The organism is Mesorhizobium sp. GW821-FHT04C10 (assembly GCF_059420305.1).
Genome location: NZ_JBWKTL010000001.1, coordinates 5,141,368 through 5,158,044 on the forward strand (window position 1 = coordinate 5,141,368; position 16,677 = coordinate 5,158,044).

Annotated in this window: 16 protein-coding genes and 1 riboswitch; of the genes, 4 read left to right on the plus strand and 12 right to left on the minus strand. The window is 63.5% G+C overall.

The features are described from left to right. Nucleotides 1-46: 46 nt before the first annotated feature. Together AC07UC_RS25070 and AC07UC_RS25075 are read right to left on the minus strand one after the other, a co-directional pair. The gene (locus AC07UC_RS25070) at nt 47-1,027 is read right to left on the minus strand and encodes a bifunctional riboflavin kinase/FAD synthetase (RefSeq protein ID WP_494907740.1); all 981 of its coding nucleotides are present in this window, start codon (nt 1,025-1,027) and stop codon (nt 47-49) included. 6 nt (nt 1,028-1,033) lie between these two features. Continuing rightward, a complete protein-coding gene (locus AC07UC_RS25075; RefSeq protein ID WP_140768154.1) occupies nt 1,034-1,894 on the minus strand; it encodes a TIGR01459 family HAD-type hydrolase in 861 nt (286 codons plus the stop codon). A gap of 364 nt (nt 1,895-2,258) precedes the next feature. On the opposite strand from AC07UC_RS25075, the gene AC07UC_RS25080 reads away from it, so the two are divergent. Next, the gene (locus AC07UC_RS25080) at nt 2,259-4,244 is read left to right on the plus strand and encodes a TadE/TadG family type IV pilus assembly protein (protein WP_494907741.1); all 1,986 of its coding nucleotides are present in this window, start codon (nt 2,259-2,261) and stop codon (nt 4,242-4,244) included. A gap of 141 nt (nt 4,245-4,385) precedes the next feature. Then, nucleotides 4,386-5,018: a LysE family translocator gene (locus AC07UC_RS25085; protein ID WP_140768156.1), complete on the plus strand. Its 633-nt coding sequence runs from the start codon at nt 4,386-4,388 to the stop codon at nt 5,016-5,018. Nucleotides 5,019-5,186: 168 nt separating this feature from the next. Here AC07UC_RS25085 and AC07UC_RS25090 read toward each other — a convergent pair whose 3' ends face one another. Together AC07UC_RS25090 and AC07UC_RS25095 are read right to left on the minus strand one after the other, a co-directional pair. Next, nucleotides 5,187-6,011 (minus strand): DUF2189 domain-containing protein, encoded by an 825-nt coding sequence (locus tag AC07UC_RS25090; RefSeq protein WP_140768158.1) that lies wholly within the window; start codon nt 6,009-6,011, stop codon nt 5,187-5,189. A 179-nt stretch (nt 6,012-6,190) separates the two neighbouring features. After that, nucleotides 6,191-6,586 (minus strand): VOC family protein, encoded by a 396-nt coding sequence (locus AC07UC_RS25095; protein ID WP_494907742.1) that lies wholly within the window; start codon nt 6,584-6,586, stop codon nt 6,191-6,193. Between the two features lie 97 nt (nt 6,587-6,683). Here AC07UC_RS25095 and AC07UC_RS25100 point away from each other — a divergent pair, with 97 nt between their 5' ends. Further along, a complete protein-coding gene (locus AC07UC_RS25100; protein ID WP_140768162.1) occupies nt 6,684-7,196 on the plus strand; it encodes a CAP domain-containing protein in 513 nt (170 codons plus the stop codon). A gap of 16 nt (nt 7,197-7,212) precedes the next feature. Here the strand turns inward: AC07UC_RS25100 and AC07UC_RS25105 are convergent, their stop codons facing one another. The 8 genes from AC07UC_RS25105 to AC07UC_RS25140 form a co-directional block, all read right to left on the minus strand. Continuing rightward, nucleotides 7,213-8,196 (minus strand): isopenicillin N synthase family dioxygenase, encoded by a 984-nt coding sequence (locus tag AC07UC_RS25105; protein ID WP_494907743.1) that lies wholly within the window; start codon nt 8,194-8,196, stop codon nt 7,213-7,215. A 200-nt stretch (nt 8,197-8,396) separates the two neighbouring features. Then, nucleotides 8,397-9,932, minus strand: coding sequence for a DHA2 family efflux MFS transporter permease subunit (locus AC07UC_RS25110; protein WP_202323063.1), 1,536 nt, complete (start codon nt 9,930-9,932; stop codon nt 8,397-8,399). 306 nt (nt 9,933-10,238) lie between these two features. Then, the gene (locus tag AC07UC_RS25115) at nt 10,239-11,420 is read right to left on the minus strand and encodes an HlyD family secretion protein (protein WP_202323064.1); all 1,182 of its coding nucleotides are present in this window, start codon (nt 11,418-11,420) and stop codon (nt 10,239-10,241) included. Then, nucleotides 11,417-11,896: a MarR family winged helix-turn-helix transcriptional regulator gene (locus tag AC07UC_RS25120; RefSeq protein WP_140768170.1), complete on the minus strand. Its 480-nt coding sequence runs from the start codon at nt 11,894-11,896 to the stop codon at nt 11,417-11,419. The genes AC07UC_RS25115 and AC07UC_RS25120 overlap by 4 nt, the downstream gene beginning before the upstream one ends. A 147-nt stretch (nt 11,897-12,043) precedes the next feature. Then, the gene (locus AC07UC_RS25125; RefSeq protein WP_494907744.1) at nt 12,044-13,093 is read right to left on the minus strand and encodes a FecCD family ABC transporter permease; all 1,050 of its coding nucleotides are present in this window, start codon (nt 13,091-13,093) and stop codon (nt 12,044-12,046) included. Beyond that, nucleotides 13,093-14,040 (minus strand): ABC transporter substrate-binding protein, encoded by a 948-nt coding sequence (locus AC07UC_RS25130; RefSeq protein WP_494907745.1) that lies wholly within the window; start codon nt 14,038-14,040, stop codon nt 13,093-13,095. Before AC07UC_RS25130 ends, AC07UC_RS25125 begins: the two co-directional genes overlap by 1 nt. Nucleotides 14,041-14,085: 45 nt before the next feature. Beyond that, nucleotides 14,086-14,874 (minus strand): ABC transporter ATP-binding protein, encoded by a 789-nt coding sequence (locus AC07UC_RS25135; protein ID WP_494907746.1) that lies wholly within the window; start codon nt 14,872-14,874, stop codon nt 14,086-14,088. After that, on the minus strand, nt 14,871-15,269 hold the full coding sequence (locus AC07UC_RS25140) for a DUF1636 family protein (protein ID WP_494907747.1): 399 nt from the start codon (nt 15,267-15,269) through the stop codon (nt 14,871-14,873). Before AC07UC_RS25140 ends, AC07UC_RS25135 begins: the two co-directional genes overlap by 4 nt. Nucleotides 15,270-15,359: 90 nt before the next feature. Next, a riboswitch (cobalamin riboswitch) is annotated at nt 15,360-15,564 on the minus strand. Nucleotides 15,565-15,841: 277 nt separating this feature from the next. Here AC07UC_RS25140 and AC07UC_RS25145 point away from each other — a divergent pair. Then, nucleotides 15,842-16,675 carry an AraC family transcriptional regulator gene (locus AC07UC_RS25145; RefSeq protein ID WP_494907748.1) on the plus strand — a complete coding sequence of 278 codons (834 nt, stop codon included), beginning with the start codon at nt 15,842-15,844 and terminating at the stop codon, nt 16,673-16,675. Nucleotides 16,676-16,677 lie beyond the last annotated feature (2 nt).

Sequence of the window (16,677 nt, forward strand, 5' to 3'; positions counted from 1 at the left end):
CGAAAACCGGTCCGCCGGCGCGGATATCCGGTCCGGGATAGCGCTTTTAAAAGGCGATGGCAGCGTCGAGTTGTGAAAGCGGCTTGACGCCTGCAAGCAGCGCCCTCGCCTCGGCTTCGTCCCTCTTCATCTGCATGACCAGCGCGTCGAGCCCGTCGAATTTGATCTCGCTGCGCAGGAAGCCGAAGAACGAGACCTGGCAGATCTCGCCATAGAGATCGCCGGAAAAATCGAAGACAAAGGTCTCCAGAAGCGGCGCGCCATTGTCGTCGACGGTCGGGCGGCGGCCGAAGCTGGCGACGCCATCACGCAACGTGCCGTCGGCGCGCCGAAAGCGGACGGCATAAATTCCTTCCTTGAGGGTGGCTTCCGCGGGAAGCCGCATATTCGCGGTCGGAAAGCCGAGCGTTCGGCCGAGCCGCTGGCCACCGACCACCTCGCTTTCCACAGTGAAGCGATAGCCGAGCAGACCGGCGGCCTCGGCCACCTCGCCATCGCAGAGCAAGCCCCGGATCCGGCTTGACGAGACCACCTCGGCGCCCTCGTCGCGAAAAGCGTCGACGAGCGTGACGCCAAAGCCATGGAGTTCGCCGGCTGCCATCAGATAGGCCGGTCCACCCTGGCGGTCCTTGCCGAAATGGAAATCGAAACCGGTCACGGCATGGGTGATGCCGAGCGTCCTCTCCAGCACGTCGGTGACGAAAGCTTCCGCCGACAGCGAGGCGAAGTCACGCGTGAACGGCTGCTTGACGAGCGCGGCAAAACCGAGCAACGACAGAAGCTGCGCCTTCATCGGCGGCGGGGTCAGCACGAACAACGGAATGTCGGGCCTGAAGACCTTGCGCGGGTGCGGTTCGAAGGTCAGCACCAGGGCCGGCACGTCGCGCCGCCCAGCCTCGGCCAACGCCCGCTCGAGCACCGCCTGATGGCCACGGTGGACACCATCGAAATTGCCGATCGCGACAACGCCACCCCGCAGATCGGCTGGCAGCGGCGCGGTTGCCGAGAGATGCTGGAAGGCCACCATTGTCACCTACTGCAGTCTGGCTATGACGGCCACCGGACGATAGCCGTGCCGCTCCAGGAAGAGACCGAGCTTTGCCGGATCCGGCCGGGACGCTTCGCCGTAGTCGCGGGCATGGATGCCGCCGGAGACATAGAGAACGTCGAAACCATTGTCGGCCGCGCCCTTCACGTCGGTCATCATCCCGTCGCCGATGGCCAGCACCTGCGAACGCTCAACCGGCCGCCCAAGCACCTCCGCCACTTCTTTCATCGCGACGTCGTAGATCGGCGTGTAAGGCTTTCCCGCGATCAGCGTGCGGCCGCCGAGCTGGGCATAGTCGCGCGCCAGGGCACCCGCACACCAGATGATCCGTTCGCCGCGCTCCACCATGATATCGGGATTGGCGCAGATGAACGGCAGGTTCCTGGCACGCAATCGGCGCAAAAGATCCGTATAATCCTCAGGCTTCTCGATCTCGTCGTTGAACAGCCCGGTGCAAACAACACCGGCGGCCTCGAATTCCTCGACGAGATCGACATCGAGGCCGTCATAAAGGGTCAGATCGCGTTCGGCGCCTATGTGGAAGATCTTGCGCGGGCCCTCCGCGATCAGGTCGCGGGTCACATCACCCGAGGTCACCACACGGTCGTAGGCCGATGGCGGAACGCCGATCACGCTCATCTGAGCCACGACGTCGGCGCTGCGGCGAGGCGAATTGGTGATAAGGACAACCGGGATACCGGCTGTCCTGGCCTCGGCAAGCGCCGCCGCGGCCGCCGGAAAATGCCATTCGCCATTGTGCACCACGCCCCAGACATCGCAAAGGATTGCCGAATAGGCTTTCGAGACGTCTTCGAGCGAGCCGACGATTTCAGGCGAATTCGCCATGCCGTTTCCTTCAATATGAGCGTTGCGAGTGCCGCGGCCGACGGGTCGCCGCAGCGGGTTCGAATTATCCGAACCGCTCCATGCTGTCACCAGCTTTCGCCTGGCAGCCTCGTCAATTGATCAATGAGAGTTGGACTGGACGACCATGAGCGCCGTCTTATCCCTGTTATTTGTCAGCCCGATATGCCCACGTCCTGCGTCGGCAGGCGTTTTTCTGGGCGGCGTCAGGGCTGTGGCCTTTTGATTGGTTAGCGGTTGGTGAAGCGCCGACCAAGCAATAGAGCGGTTTCCCAAACCCGTCTTTCAGCGTTTTGTGAAAAGCTGGCGCAGACCGAGAATCCGCCGGCGGGGGCCGCTGCAAGACATGCATGAAATCTGGCGTCAGTTTCGCCGCGACCGGCGCGGCAACTATGCTCTTATGACAGTCGTGGCGATGGTACCGCTGATGGGCGGCCTGGCGATCGCGGTCGACTTCACGGAAATGAACCGTGAAAAGCAGATGGTGACGAATGCGCTCGACGCCGCCAACTTCGCCACGGCGCGCCGGCTGACGGAAGGCGCGACCGACGACCAGCTGAGGGCCTACGCGCTCGACTTCTTCAACGCCAACCTGAACGATGTCGATCCCGCCAGCACGACGCTCAACGTCATCTTGCCGAGCAACACCAGCGGTGGTGGCCTGCTCACCATGACGGCGCAGCTTGCCTACAAGCCCTATTTCTACCCGGCCTTCGCGCAGCTTGTCGGTAAATCCGCAATCGACGCGAACCAAAGGATCAGCTTCAACGTCACCTCCCAGGTGCGGCTGAAGAACACGCTGGAAGTTGCCCTGGTGCTCGACAATTCCGGGTCAATGACCACACTCGGCACCGGCTCCGGACAAAAGCGCATCGATCTTCTCAAGACCGCGTCCAAGCAACTGGTCGACACGCTGGCCCAGCAGGCGGCCATGATCAAGCAGGTCGACAAGCCGGTGCAGTTTGGCCTCGTGCCCTTTGCCGCTTCGGTCAATGTCGGCCCCGGCAACGGCAACGCGTCGTGGATGGACACAGAGGGCCTGTCGCCGGTGTCGAACGAGAATTTCGACTGGTCGACGCTGAATGCGGCCAACAAATACGCCCAGCAGACCAACGGCATCTGGTACAAGCGCGGCACCGGCTGGGGCAGCGAGGAAGGCCAGATGCTGACCCGGTTTTCGCTCTACCGGGACATGCAGGTCGTCACCAACCACGAGCGCGTCGTCAACAGCAAGCGGGTGGTTTGCGACGCATACAATTCGAACAACACCTGCAAGCGCAGCCACGACGAATATGACTACATCGACTCCTACGGGCCGTTCGCCAGTTGGCAAGGCTGCGTGGAGGCCCGGCCCTACCCCTACAATATCAACGACACGCCGCCATCCGGCGGCACCGCCAACACCGGCATAGGCGTCGGCGATCCGGCAACGATGTTCGTGCCCATGTTCGCCCCGGACGAGCCCGGCAACCACTGGAAGCTCACCCAGGATCCCGACGAGGCCGCACCGGTAACCTATGGCGCGGTGAACAGCTGGTGGAATGACGATCCTTCGAGCAGCACCGGCCAATCGCGGCTGCGCAACATGGCCAAGTATTTCCAGCCGCGGCCGATCAATGCGCCGGCGCTGCCTGCCGGCAACGGCCCGAACTACAGCTGCACCACCAATCCAATCACGCCGCTGACCGATGTCAGCGTCACCGATGGGCTCACCTCGATCAAGGCCGCCATCGACCTGATGCAGCCGAATGGCGGCACCAATGTTCCCGAGGGCATGGCGTGGGGTTGGCGCGTGGTTTCGAGTGGCGAGCCGTTCACGCAAGGGCGGGCGGAAACCGAGAAAGGCAATGACAAGGTAGTGATCGTGCTGACCGACGGCGCCAACACCTATTATACGCCGTCCTCGCTGAGCTATTCCGATCCCGCGAACTCGAAATCGACCTATGCGTCCTATGGCTATCTCAACCCCGGCTACAACGGCACTTCGGTCGGCCGCCTGTTCATGGGCACATCGAGCGCCATCGGTCAGTTCGACTATTCGAACGGCAACTACACCAACGCGCTCAACGAGCAGATGGCAGCGCTTTGCAACAACGCCAAGGCGGCCAACATCATGGTGATGACGGTGGCGCTCGACCTGTCGACGACCAAGGCCAGCGACAAGCTGGCAATCGATGCGCTGAAATCCTGCTCCTCTGACTCGCGCTTCCGCAAGGATCCGACGAACCCGAGCAAACCGGCGAAGCTGTTCTGGAATGCGACCGGCGCCAGCCTGTCGAATGATTTCAAGGAAATCGGCAATGAACTGTCGAACCTTCGGGTGGTCGGCTAGAGCGCGTCGCGTCGAACGGAATCATGCACCCGCTGGCGCAATGCCTGCGCCGCCCAAGCCCTTGCGGGCGCCCGCCGCGACAGGCAGATATTGGCCGCTCGCGGGATCGCGCATCCATCGCGGCACGCTTGGGGACAAACAATGCCCGATACCGCCAACCATCTCGCCTTCGCGCTGGTCTGCCTCGGCATGGTGCTGACGCCAGGCCCGAACATGATCTACCTGATCTCACGCTCGCTGTCGCAAGGGCCAAAGGCCGGACTGATCTCGCTTGGCGGGGTTGCGGTCGGCTTCCTGTTCTATGTGCTTTCGGCGGCGTTCGGGATCACCGCACTGCTGCTCGCCGTGCCCTATGCCTACGATGCGTTGCGCTTTGCCGGCGTGCTCTACCTCTTGTGGTTGGCCTGGCAAGCAGTGAAGCCTGGCGGACGTTCGCCCTTCCAGGTGCGCGACCTGCCGAAAGACGGGCCGCGCAAGCTGTTCGCCATGGGGCTGATGACCAATCTGCTCAATCCGAAAGTGGCCGTTCTCTATCTGTCGCTGCTGCCGCAATTCATCAGCATCGGCAAAGGCCATGTCCTGTCACAGCTGCTGGTTCTGGGCGCGACGCAGATCACGATCAGCCTGACCGTCAATGCCATCATCGCGGTGACGGCCGGTTCTATCGCCACATTCCTTGCCGGACGGCCGCTGTGGCTGGTCATCCAACGCTGGATGATGGGAACCGTGCTGACGGCACTGGCGCTGAAGATGGCGACCGACGCGCAGCGCTGAGTCCCTCCAGCAAGATCTTTTCCCAAAACCAGTTCCCACTTTTGGGGATGATGCCCTATCCAAGCATGATCTTTTCCCAATACCGGTTCCCACTTTTGAGGATCATGCTCTATCCAAGCATGATCTTTTCCCAAAACCGGTTCCCACTTTTGAGGATCATGCCTTAGCCTACATCGGCCGGCGGATCGGCCGGATCTGCGCCGGCTCGATCACCTTGCGGTAGAGGTGCCAGGTGGCGTGACCCAGGATCGGCATGACCACGGCCAGCCCGGCAAACAGCGGGATCGAACCGATCACCAGAAGCACGGCGACCAGCAGCCCCCACAGCGCCATCTGCAGCGGGTTAGCCATCACCGCCCGGGCCGAGGTCTCGATTGCCGAGACGGCACCGACATCCCGGTCGAGCAGCAGCGGAAAGGCGATCACCGTCGTGGCCAGCACCACCACCGCAAAGACAAAACCGGCCGCGTTGCCAAGCAGAATCAACGTCCAGCCCTTGCTGGTCGTCAGCACATCGCGGACAAAAGCGCCGATCGAAGCCGGCGGCTGGTCGCCGAACAGGCTGGTGTAGATCGATTGGGCGGTGAACAGCCACAACAGGAACAGTGCAAACAACATGATGCCGATGACCGCGATCGACGGCAGCGCCGGGGAGCGGCGCACATCGAGCGCATGGCGCCAATCCGTGTTCATGCCGAGTTCGCGCCGGCGGCTGATCTCGTAAAGCCCGATCGCGGCGAAAGGCCCGACCAGGGCAAAGCCCGACATCAAGGGATAGACAAGCTGGATGGCGTTGGAGCCCGATGTCCACTGCGTCAGGATCAGGCCGACGACCGGGTAGATCAGGCACAGGAACACGTAGTGCGAGGGTTTGGCCCAGAAATCCTCGGCACCGAGCCTGAGCGCGTCCCAGAGATCCGCCGTGGTGATGCGGCGCACCGTGGGCTGCACATGCATCCCGTAAGCGTCCGCCATGACATGAAAGCCGGCCATAACCATCCTCCGTTTTTCTTCGGGGGGCGGTCACCGCCTGGGGTGGCCGCCCGTAGCTGCCACTTCATGAACGAAGGCATCATAGCCGATCTTCCCGGGATTGTCGCTGCGTGGACGGCGTTTCGGCTCTCCTCACGGGATTTTCGTCTCCGGCCCGGCAGAACCCAATCCGGCCGCTATCAGGGCGAATTGAAAACCGCCTCTAGGTGATGGCCATCCGGATCGATGACAAACGCGGCATGGTAGTGCGGGCCATAGTCGGGCCGCGGGCCTGGCGCGCCGTTGTCGCGCCCGCCGTGAGCAAGCGCGGCCGCATGGAACCGCGCGATGCTCTGACGATCCGGCGCGGCGAAAGCCAGATGGAAACCCGGGCCGGGCGGGTGCTGTCCTTTCGGGCGAAGTTTCAGCGCCAGCTTGTCGCCGCCACCGGCAATACCGTAGCCTACGGCCTGATCGGGCTCGCCGGGTCTGAGATCGTCCCAGACCCTGACATAGCCGAGCGGCGCCAGCACGGCATCATAGAAGGCAGCAGAGCGCTCGATGTTTGAAACGCCAAAGGAGATGTGATGCAGCATGTCTTGGATCTCCTTTTCGAATCGGCTCGTGGCCTGTGGTCGCGATTTTCGCCGCCCTGCCCGGCAAAAGCCATGATCGCGACTATGTCAGACGGGCATGACAGCTGAAAAAGTCGAAATCCGTCAAAAAGGCCTGAACAGGCGCACATGGCTCAAGGCAGCCGGCCTCGCGGCCTTGGCCGGGCTCGCCGCCTGCGGCACCGTCTCGCTGCCGACCGGGCAAGGCGCCGGGGTTTCCTCCTCCGCGACCGGCACGCTGGCGAGCCTGCGCGCCTCGGCGGGGCTTGGCCCGCTCGTTCCCGACGCCCAACTCGAACAGGCGGCGCTTCAGCAGGCCGGCTACATGGCATCGCGGGAGCGCATGAGCCACACCACGGGCTGGGGCAAGGACTTTGCCTCGCGCGTCAAGGACAATGGCATTGCCGGTGCCGCCGCCGAAAACATCGCCGAGGGCCGCTTCGACCAGCAGAAGCTGTTCGACATCTGGGCGCATTCGCCCGGCCATCGCCGTAACATGCTCGACCCGCGCTTCACCCGCTTCGGCCTTGCCTATGTGCGCGACGGCCGCGACTCCAGCCTGCGCTACTGGGCTCTCGTGCTCGGAAAATAGAACTTCCCTGCCCGGCCTACTTGGTCGTCGCCTTGAATTTTCCCATCAGATAGGGGCCGGAGCGCACAGGCTCGTATTTCGGCGCTTCGCCGTCGGCGAGGCAGGCGTGCAGCACCTTGATCTCCGCGTCCCAGTTCGGCTGGTGGAAGAAGGCCATGGACTGGCGCCGGTCCTTGCCACCCTCATCCGCCGGCGGATTGACCACGCGATGCACGGTGGAGACCCAACGATCGTTGGTCCAGCGCGCCATCAGGTCGCCGATATTGATGACGAAGGCTCCCGGGATCGGCGGCACCTCGGTCCATTCTCCATCCGGCGTGATGATCTGAAGGCCGCGTGATCCGGCCTGCGGCAGGAGGATGGTCAGGCTGCCATAGTCGGTGTGGGCGCCGGCGCGGATCTGGCCGGGTTTAGGCGCGGCATGCTGTTCGGGATAGTTGAGCGCCCGAAGCGCGCTGATCGGCGCATCGAGATAGCTGTCGAAATGATTTTCGGGCAGACCAAGCGCGGTGGCGAAGACACGCATGACGCGCAGCGCCAGATCCTCGAGCGCCGCATAGTAGGCTTTCCAGGCGTCGACGAACCCCTCCGGTTCTCCGGGCCAGATCGTTTCGGCATAGCAGAAGGCGAGCGCCTCGGGATCGGACATGCCTTGCGGCACGCTCAGGGGGCCGCCGTTGAAACTCTCCTTGAGGTCGGGCGGCGTGTCGACGTTGCGGGATTTGGCCAATGCTTCGAGTTCAGGGCCAAGATAGCCGTAGGGATAGCCCTTGTAGGGCGCCTTCGAGCGCTGCTTTTGCTCCGGCGCCAGATCGAAAAAGGCCCGTGCCTTCGACCATGCCGCATCGATCACCGCCTGTGGAATGCCGTGATTGGTAACAGCCAGGAACCCGGTGTCGCGGCAGATGCGGTCGACCTCGGCGCCGAGCGCCTGCTTCTCCTCGGCGCCGGCGTCTTCGAACCGCCCGAGATCGAATACCGGAAATGTCTGGTGCCGCATCGTTCTTACGCCCCGCTGGGTCAACGGCCAAACGATGCAGGCCGCTTCCGCAATGAGCTAGCACCAACCGACGCGGCAATCCTAGTCCATATCGGCGGCAGGCATATTGCCTGCCGCGGCCTAGTCCATATCGGCGGCAGACAGATTGCCTGCCGCGGCCTAGTCCATATCGGCGGCAGACAGATTGCCTGCCGCGGGGCCTAGTCCATATGCGCGGCGGGTGCGCCGCCGCCGGCCGGGCCGGCTTTCGGCTTGCGCAGCAGGAAGACGAACGGGATGGCGAGCAGCGTCATCATCATCAGTATTTTGAAGTCGTTGACGTAGGAGATCATCATCGCCTGGATATTGACCATGCGATCGACCTCCGACAGCGCCGTGGGATCGCCGCCGGCTGCCGCGGGCGAGACTGCCCAGAGGTTGGGATTGAACGGGTTGATGAAGGCAGAAAGCTCGGCGTGGTTGATCTGCGTGTTGCGCACCAGCAGCACCGTCACGACCGAAACGCCGATCGACGAGCCAAGATTGCGCACCAGGCTGAACAACGCGGTCGCATCGGTGCGGAAGCGTACGTCGAGCGTGGCGAACGTAACCGTCGACAGCGGTACGAACACCATGCCCATGCCCAGGCCCTGGATCACCCCGGAGCTGATGATCAGCCAGTTGTCCATTTGCGGCGTGAAACTGGCCATGGTGTAGAGCGACTGCGCGGTCAGGAGAAAACCGATGACGACGAGAATTCTAGCGTCGATCTTTCCCATGATGCGCCCCACGACGAGCATCGAGATCATCGTGCCGACACCGCGCGGACCGATGACGATGCCGATGGTGATGGTCGGATAGCCGAAGATGGTCGACAGCATCGGCGGCAGCAGCGACATCGAGGCCAGGATGAGCACACCCATGACGAAGATGAACGCCAGGCCGGTCACGAAATTGCGATCGAGGAAGATCTTGGGGTCGATAAAGGGATGTTCTGCCGTCATGGTGTGGATGATGAACACCCAGAAGCCAGTGATGGCCAAACCGAGTTCGATCCATATCTCGACCGAGGAAAACCAGTCGACCTCACCGCCGCGATCGAGCATCAGCTGCAGCGCGCCGACGCCGAGCGATATCATGGCAAAGCCGAAGAAATCGAAGCTGCGCACCCGCCGGGCAACGGCCGGCAGATAGGCGGCCATGCCAAGGAAGGCGACGATGCCGACCGGCAGGTTGATGAAGAACACCCAGCGCCAGTTGAAATTCTCGGTCAGCCAGCCGCCCAGCGTCGGGCCCAGGATCGGTCCCAGCATGATGCCGGCGCCCCAGATGGCCATGGCCTGGCCGTGACGCTCCTTGGGGTTGATGTCGAGCAGGAAGGTCTGCGACAGCGGCACGATGGCGGCGCCGAACACGCCCTGCATCAGCCGGAACAGCACAATGGTTTCGAGGCTCCATGCCAGGCCGCACAGCATGGAGAAGATGGTGAAGCCGACCACGGCCGTCAGGAACAGCTCCTTGCGGCCGAAGCGGTCGGAGAGCCAGCCGGTGACCGGCGTCATGATGGCGGCGGCCACGATGTAGGACGTAAGCACCCAGTTGATGTTGTCCGGAGAGGCGCCGAGATCGCCGGTCATGGTCGGCAGGGCGACGTTGGCAATCGTGGTGTCGAGCGCCTGCATGACGGTCGCCAGCATGAGCGCGACCGTGATCAGGCCGCGATGCGGCACTTCTTTGAAGGATTCGGGCGTGCTCATCCGCGGAACTTCCAGCCGGTAACAAAAACGTGTACATAGGGTTTCCGGGCGGCAAAGCCTTCCGTTGAGAGAGCCTCATCGCGGTGGGACGCGATTATCGATGTGGGGGTTACATCGACCGAGACTCTCTGATGAGCGGATGCCTGCCGCCCGGAAACATGAGGACCGACGGGTCCGTGTCGAAGATTTCAGATTCGGCCAAGCCGCAACACGGCTCGAACCAGGCGCTGATCCTTCCCACTCCTCCCATCAGACCAATCCTTTTATCCACGTCCACCCGCCTGGTCCGCGCGGGCTTCCGCTGACTTATTGCGCGGCCTCGCCAGCCTTGGCGTGACCGAATATCGCGGGGAAACCGCGGGCAACGCCGGTGTCGACGGTGACAGAGGCGCTCATGCCCGTCCGCAGCGCCATCCTGGCGTCGGGATCGGTAAGCTCCAGGCGCACCGGGATGCGCTGCGTGACCTTGACCCAGTTGCCGGTGGCGTTCTGTGCGGGCAGCAGCGAGAATTCAGCACCCGTTCCCGCACCGATCGCCTTGACCGTCGCCTCAAAGGTCTTGCCCGGATAGGTATCGACCACGATCTCGGCCTTCTGGCCCGGCTTCATGTTGGTGAGCTGGGTTTCCTTGAAATTGGCATCGATCCAGGTGTCGCCGGTCTCGACCAGCGAAAACAGCGGCGTGCCGGAGCCGACAAACTGGCCGACCTTGAACGACGAGGCCTGCGAGATGACGCCATCGGCGGGCGCCTTGACCGTGGTCTGCGCCAGGTCGTAGGCGGCCTTGTCGCGCGCGGCGAGCGCCGACATCACGGTTGGATGCTTGTCGGTTTCGATGTCGGGGTTGCCGCCAAGTGCTGCCTTGGCACTGACAATGCCTTGCTGGGCGACGGCGACCTGCTGCTTTGCCTTGTCGAGGTCGTTGCGGGCCTGATCCAGCGACGACTTGGCGTTGATGCCCTTCTGCGCGAGATCGGCGGCGCGGTCATATTGCGACTGGGCGTAGTCGACCTCGCTGCTGGCGGACTTCTCCTGCGCCATCGACTGGCTGTAGGCGGCACGCAGTTGCTCGACATTGAGGCGTGCCGCGGCAACCGCGGCGTCGGCCTGGGCGAGCGCGATCCGGTAAGGCTCGGGGTCGATTGCGAACAGGAGATCCCCCTGCTTGACCAACTGATGGTCCGATATGGCGACCTGGACGATGCGGCCTGCCGTGTCCGAGGCGATCGAAACCTTGGCCTGCTGCAGATTGGCGTTCTCCGTCTCCTGATAGCGCCCACCGGTCACCCAGACATAGCCGCCGCCGATGATCAGCGCGGCCGGCAAGGCGAACATCAAAAAGAAGCGGCCCATGCGGCGCTTCTTCTTCGGCGCCGCCGGCACCGGCACTACGGGCGGGGCGACCGCGACAGGGGCGGCAACCGGCTGGGCCGGTGCTTCCATCTCGACCTTGGGGGCGTTTTCGTCGACCTTGGCTACCGCATTCATGCTGCTGCGCCTTCCGCACTCTTTACCTTTTCAAGCGACGAAGCCTCGCCGTCCGTCAGATTCTGCACGATTACATCGAGCGCCCTGATCAGGACGCGGCGGTCCTCGGGCGAAACGCCGACAAGCGATTCCTCATAGACTTCGCCGGCGAGGCTCTTGACCTCGGCATAGGCGGCGCTCGCCTTGGCTGTCGGGAAAATCATGCGCACGCGGCGGTCGGCGGCGTCGGCGCGGCGTTCGATCCAGCCGCCCTCCTCCATCCGGTCAACGAGGCGCGAGACGCTGATCGGCTCGATTTCGAGCAGTTCCGCGAGCCGCGCCTGGGTAACGCCTGCCTCCTTAGCGACACGCACCATGAGGCGCCATTGCGCCGACGAAAGGCCAAGCCCGCTGGCACGCGTCTCGAAGCGCTTGCGCAGCAGACGTTGCACGTCGTGGATCAAAAAGCCCAGTCTATCTATGCCATCAGAAACCATGAGCGATACATATAATAAGCGTGCTTACTATTCAAGATGTCACGTGACGGCCGAAGCCGGCAAATGTGCATGGCGGTCTTGCAACGCGATCGCGGCTGGCAATCAGTGAACCGCTGGAGACAGCCGGCCAGGCAGGAATCGGCCTTTTCACAGGCGGTTTCGGACGACCAGCGTGACGACGAAGAAGGCACCGAGCGAGCTGGTTATGATGCCTATCGGCAGTTCCTGCGGCGGCAGCAGCGTCCGGGCGAGAAGATCGCTTGCCAGCAAGAGCACAGCCCCGAACAATGCACAGCTTGCGATCAGGCGCAGATGCAAGGGACCGGCCAGCGGCCGCGACAGATGCGGGATCATCAATCCGACAAAGCCGATGACGCCGGCGACCGAGACGAGAATTGCCGTGGAGAAGGCTGCGACGAGAAACGTCGCCCTGCGCATGCGCGCCACCGGCACGCCAAGGCTTTCGGCAGCACTTTCACCGGCCAGGAAGGCGTCCAGCCTGCGGTGGTTCCACAGCCCGTAGGCCGCGATCGTGCCGGCTCCCAAGGCGCCCAGCCAGACATTGTCCCAGCGCGCCAGTCCGAGCCCGCCCATCGTCCAGAACAGCACCGAATGGGCCGCGCGCTGGTCTCCGGCAAAGACCAGATAATTGGTCAATGCCGTGAACAGGAAGGAGACGGCAAGGCCGGCGAGGATCAGCCGTTCCGGCCCCTGCCCCCTGACCCGTGCGACCAGCAGCAGGACGATGCAGGCGGCCAGTATGCCGCCGGTGAAGGCGGCGACCGGCAAGGTCCAGATGCCAAAACTGTCGCCGAAGACGGTGATGACGGAAACAGCGCCGGCGGCGGCCCCCGACGACAGGCCGAACAGGAAAGGATCGGCGAGATCGTTGCGGGTCACCGTCTGCAGCAAAGCACCTGTTATACCGAGGCCGGCACCGACACAGACCGCCAGGATCGTGCGCGGCAGCCTGAGATCGACGACGATCTTGCCGACCGGGCCCGACACCTGGTGTTCATGCAGCCCGACGGCATGGCCAAGCGAGGCGATGACGTCGGTCAGCGGGATCAGCGTCGACCCATAGGCTATCGACAGCAGCACGAGGGCGACGACCGCCACCGTGCCCGCCACCATGGCCAGCGCGAATGCCTTGTGCCCGGAAAGCGCGCCGGATTTTTGCCCTGGGGCAAGAAGCATCAGAACGCTTCCGGATGCATCGCCTTGGCGATCTTGGCGATCGCCTCGATGTTTGCCGGTCCAGGCGTCAGTTCGGCATAGCGAAGGGCCACGAAGCGCTCGTTCTTGACCGCGTCCGTCTCCTTCATCGCCGGATGCGCCTTCAGGAAATCGAGCAGTTTCCTGTAGCCGCCGCCATCCTGGTAGTCGAGCAGGATGAGGAATTGCGGATTGCGCGAGGCCACGGTTTCCCAGTCGGTGTTGCCCCAGCTGGTGTCCATGTCGGCCATGATGTTGTCACCGCCGGCGGCTGATATCATGGCGCTGGGAATGGCGAACTTTCCGGCGGTGAACGGCTTGTCCTCGCCGGAATCATAGAGGAACACGCGGGTTCCCTTGGCGTCGCCGACCTTCGCGGTGATGTCGGCGAGTTGCGCCTTCCAGCCGGCGACAAGCTTCTGCGCCTCGGTCTCCTTGCCAAAGATCTTGCCCAGCTTTTCAACATCGCCATAGAGCAGGTCCATGGAAGCCGCCGGGCGGTTCTTGTCGAGATGGACGCAGCTCTCGGTCAACACCAGTGTCTTGATGCCGTGCGGGGCGAGCGTGTCGGGCGTCACGTCGCCGCCCGGCTTCATGCCATAGTACCAGCCGGCGAAGAAGAAATCGGGCTCGACGGCGACCAGGTTCTCGAGCGTCGGGTATTTGGGCGCGAGTTCCGGGATGGAGCCCTGCTCGGCCTTGAATTCGGGGCCGACCTTGTACCATCCGGTGATGCCGGTCAGGCCGACGATCGACGGCTGCAGCTTCAGCGCGAAGGCCATCTCGGCCATGTTGAGATCATGGATGACTGCGCGCTTGGGCGGCGCGTCGAAGGTCAGCGGCTTGCCGCAACTGTCGACGGTGACGGGGAAAGCGAAGGCGGTAGAGGCCAGCAAGGAAAAGACGAGCAACAAGGCGAGACGTTTCACGGATTTTGCTCCTTGGTTGAACAGTGCTGATGAGGGATGGTTCGATCAGGATGGCGGCGCGGCGCGGTTCGGAACATCGAACACCGTCAGTTCACGGTCCTCGGTGGGGTGGCGCAGGCGAAACACGTCGACGCCGAAAATTTCGCGGATCAGCTGTTGCGTCAGCGCTTCGCGCGGTGCGGCCAACGCGTGCAGCCGCGCTTCGTTCATCACCGCGACCCTGGTGGCGAACGGCGCCACCAGGGCCAGGTCGTGCAGCACCGCGATCACCGTCATGCCGAAGCCGGCGACGAGTTCGAGAAGCTCGCCGCGAGCACGCGGGTCGAGATGGTTGGTCGGCTCGTCGAGGAACAACACTTTCGGTTGCTGCGCGATGGCGCGCGCCAGCTGGGCGCGTTGGCGCTCCCCGCCAGACAGCGAGCCAATGGTGCGGCCAAGCAGCGGCAGAAGGCCGGTCCGGCGCAGCGCGTCCACCACGATGTCACGCTCCTCGCTCCTGCGCCTCAGGCCGGCATGCGGAACGCGGCCAAGTTCGACATAGTCGATCACCGCCAGCCGCGGATCCGGCTGGTCGGTCTGGCCGACGACGGCCATGTGCAAGGCCCGCTCGGCTGTCGAGATCCTGTCCAGGCGTCGCCCGCCAAGCGTCACCTCGCCCGAACTTGGCCTGAGCATGCCCGATAGCATGCGCAGCAGCGTCGTCTTGCCGGCGCCATTGGGGCCGATGATGGCGAGACGATCGCCGGTGGCGATCGAAAGGCTGACCGCATGGACCAGATTCCGGCCATTCGCCACGGCACCCAGGTCGCGCGCCTCGAGGAGTGGCATTGTCATCGACTATCACCCGCCAGCTTGCCCGGCGCCGGGATGCGGGCCAGCGTCTTGCCGGCCAGCCGCGGCGGACGTTGTCCGGAATTGCACCAACCGTCGGCGAGCGAGGCGTAAAGCCTGGCAAATCGCACGAGATCACCGGCGTCGGCCTCGGCATCGACGGAGCCGAAGAGATAGGTGGCCTTGCCCGGCGCCTGGAAGGCTACCGTCAGCGGCCGTGCGCAGCCCGCCATGCATTCGACGCCTTCGATCGTGAAGCCATGCGCCACGGCGGGTTCATCATGGGCCGAGAGCCGGGAGCACAAATCGGCGCACAGGCTTTCGCCCGACCGGATACCGGTCGGAACGTCACGGCAAAGCGTGCACACGATGATGCGGTGATCGATAGCGCCGTCCAACTTCCGTCACTTTCCAAAACTGGCGACGGAAGGATGTTGGCGAGACGGCCGACAAGACCGACGTCCACGTTTCCTCCCGGCACACCCCGTCCGGTCAACTCAGTGATGGCAGGTCTCCTGGCTCGCGGGTCGTTGCGCAATCCTGCCTTCCCAGCCTTGCCGGCCAGTGGCATTTCGGATCTTGCTCACCGCTTACAGTTGCGGGGGCAGCCACGGCTTCGACCTATTGGGTCTCACCGTGTTCCCTTTTCACCCCTCGCCTTTCGACTCGGGGACCATCACCACTCGATCGTAGTTTTCCCCCAATTGCTTCGCAACGGATTTCTCGGTGCATTGTCGATCCCGCGGCGGCGCTGAACTTACAGACGTAATGTAATTACATTACGATTTAAATCGTACCGCTCGGCTAAGTCAAGTGAGGCTTCTGCCCGAAAGAAGACATCGAGCCAGTCTCGCTCCTGGAGATGCGGCTGGCCGCGGAGCGTTGCCGTCCGGATTGCACGGCAAGCGCAATTTCGATCAAACTGCCGCGCGCGAAGGCGGCAAGATGATCCGCTCAATGCGAGGAACCCATGAACCCGACCGAGAAAGCGCTGTGGTTTGTCGAGAGCCATCTGCCGGAGGCGATCTCGCTCGACGATGTCGCCCAAAGCAGCGGCGTGTCGCGCTTTCATGTGACGCGCGCCTTCGGCGCTGCCACCGGCCGCTCGGTCATGGGCTACATGCGCGCACGCAGGCTGACCGAGGCGGCGCGCAGGCTGGCCGGCGGAGCCCCCGACATCCTCTCGGTGGCGCTCGATGCCGGCTACAGCTCGCATGAGGCTTTCACCCGCGCCTTCCGCGACCAGTTCGGCACCACGCCCGAGATGGTGCGCGCGCAAGGCTCGACCAAGACCCTCGACCTCGTGGAGCCGATCCTGATGGACCAATCCTTTCTTTCCGCTCTCGAACCACCACGCTTCGAGACCAGCCGGCCGTTGCTGATCGCTGGGCTCGGCGAACGCTACACCTGTGAAACCAGCGCCGCCATTCCGATGCAGTGGCAACGCTTCGGTCCCTATATCTGCAACATTCCGGGCGAGACCGGCGACGTCGCCTACGGCGTCTGCGCCAACGGCGACGATGCCGGCAATTTCGACTACGTCGCCGGTGTCGAGGTCACCGATTTTTCCGACCTTCCAAGGGAACTCAGCCGCGTGCGCATACCCGCCCAGAAATATGCGGTGTTTGCGCATCGCGAGCACATCTCGACCATCCGCCGCACCGTCAACACGATCTGGAACAAATGGCTGCCGGCCTCCGGGCACGAGATAGCGGACGCGCCGGAATTCGAACGCTACGGTCCGGAGTTCGATCCGCGCAGCGGCAATGGCGGACTGGAGATCTGGGTGCCGATCAAGGATTGACC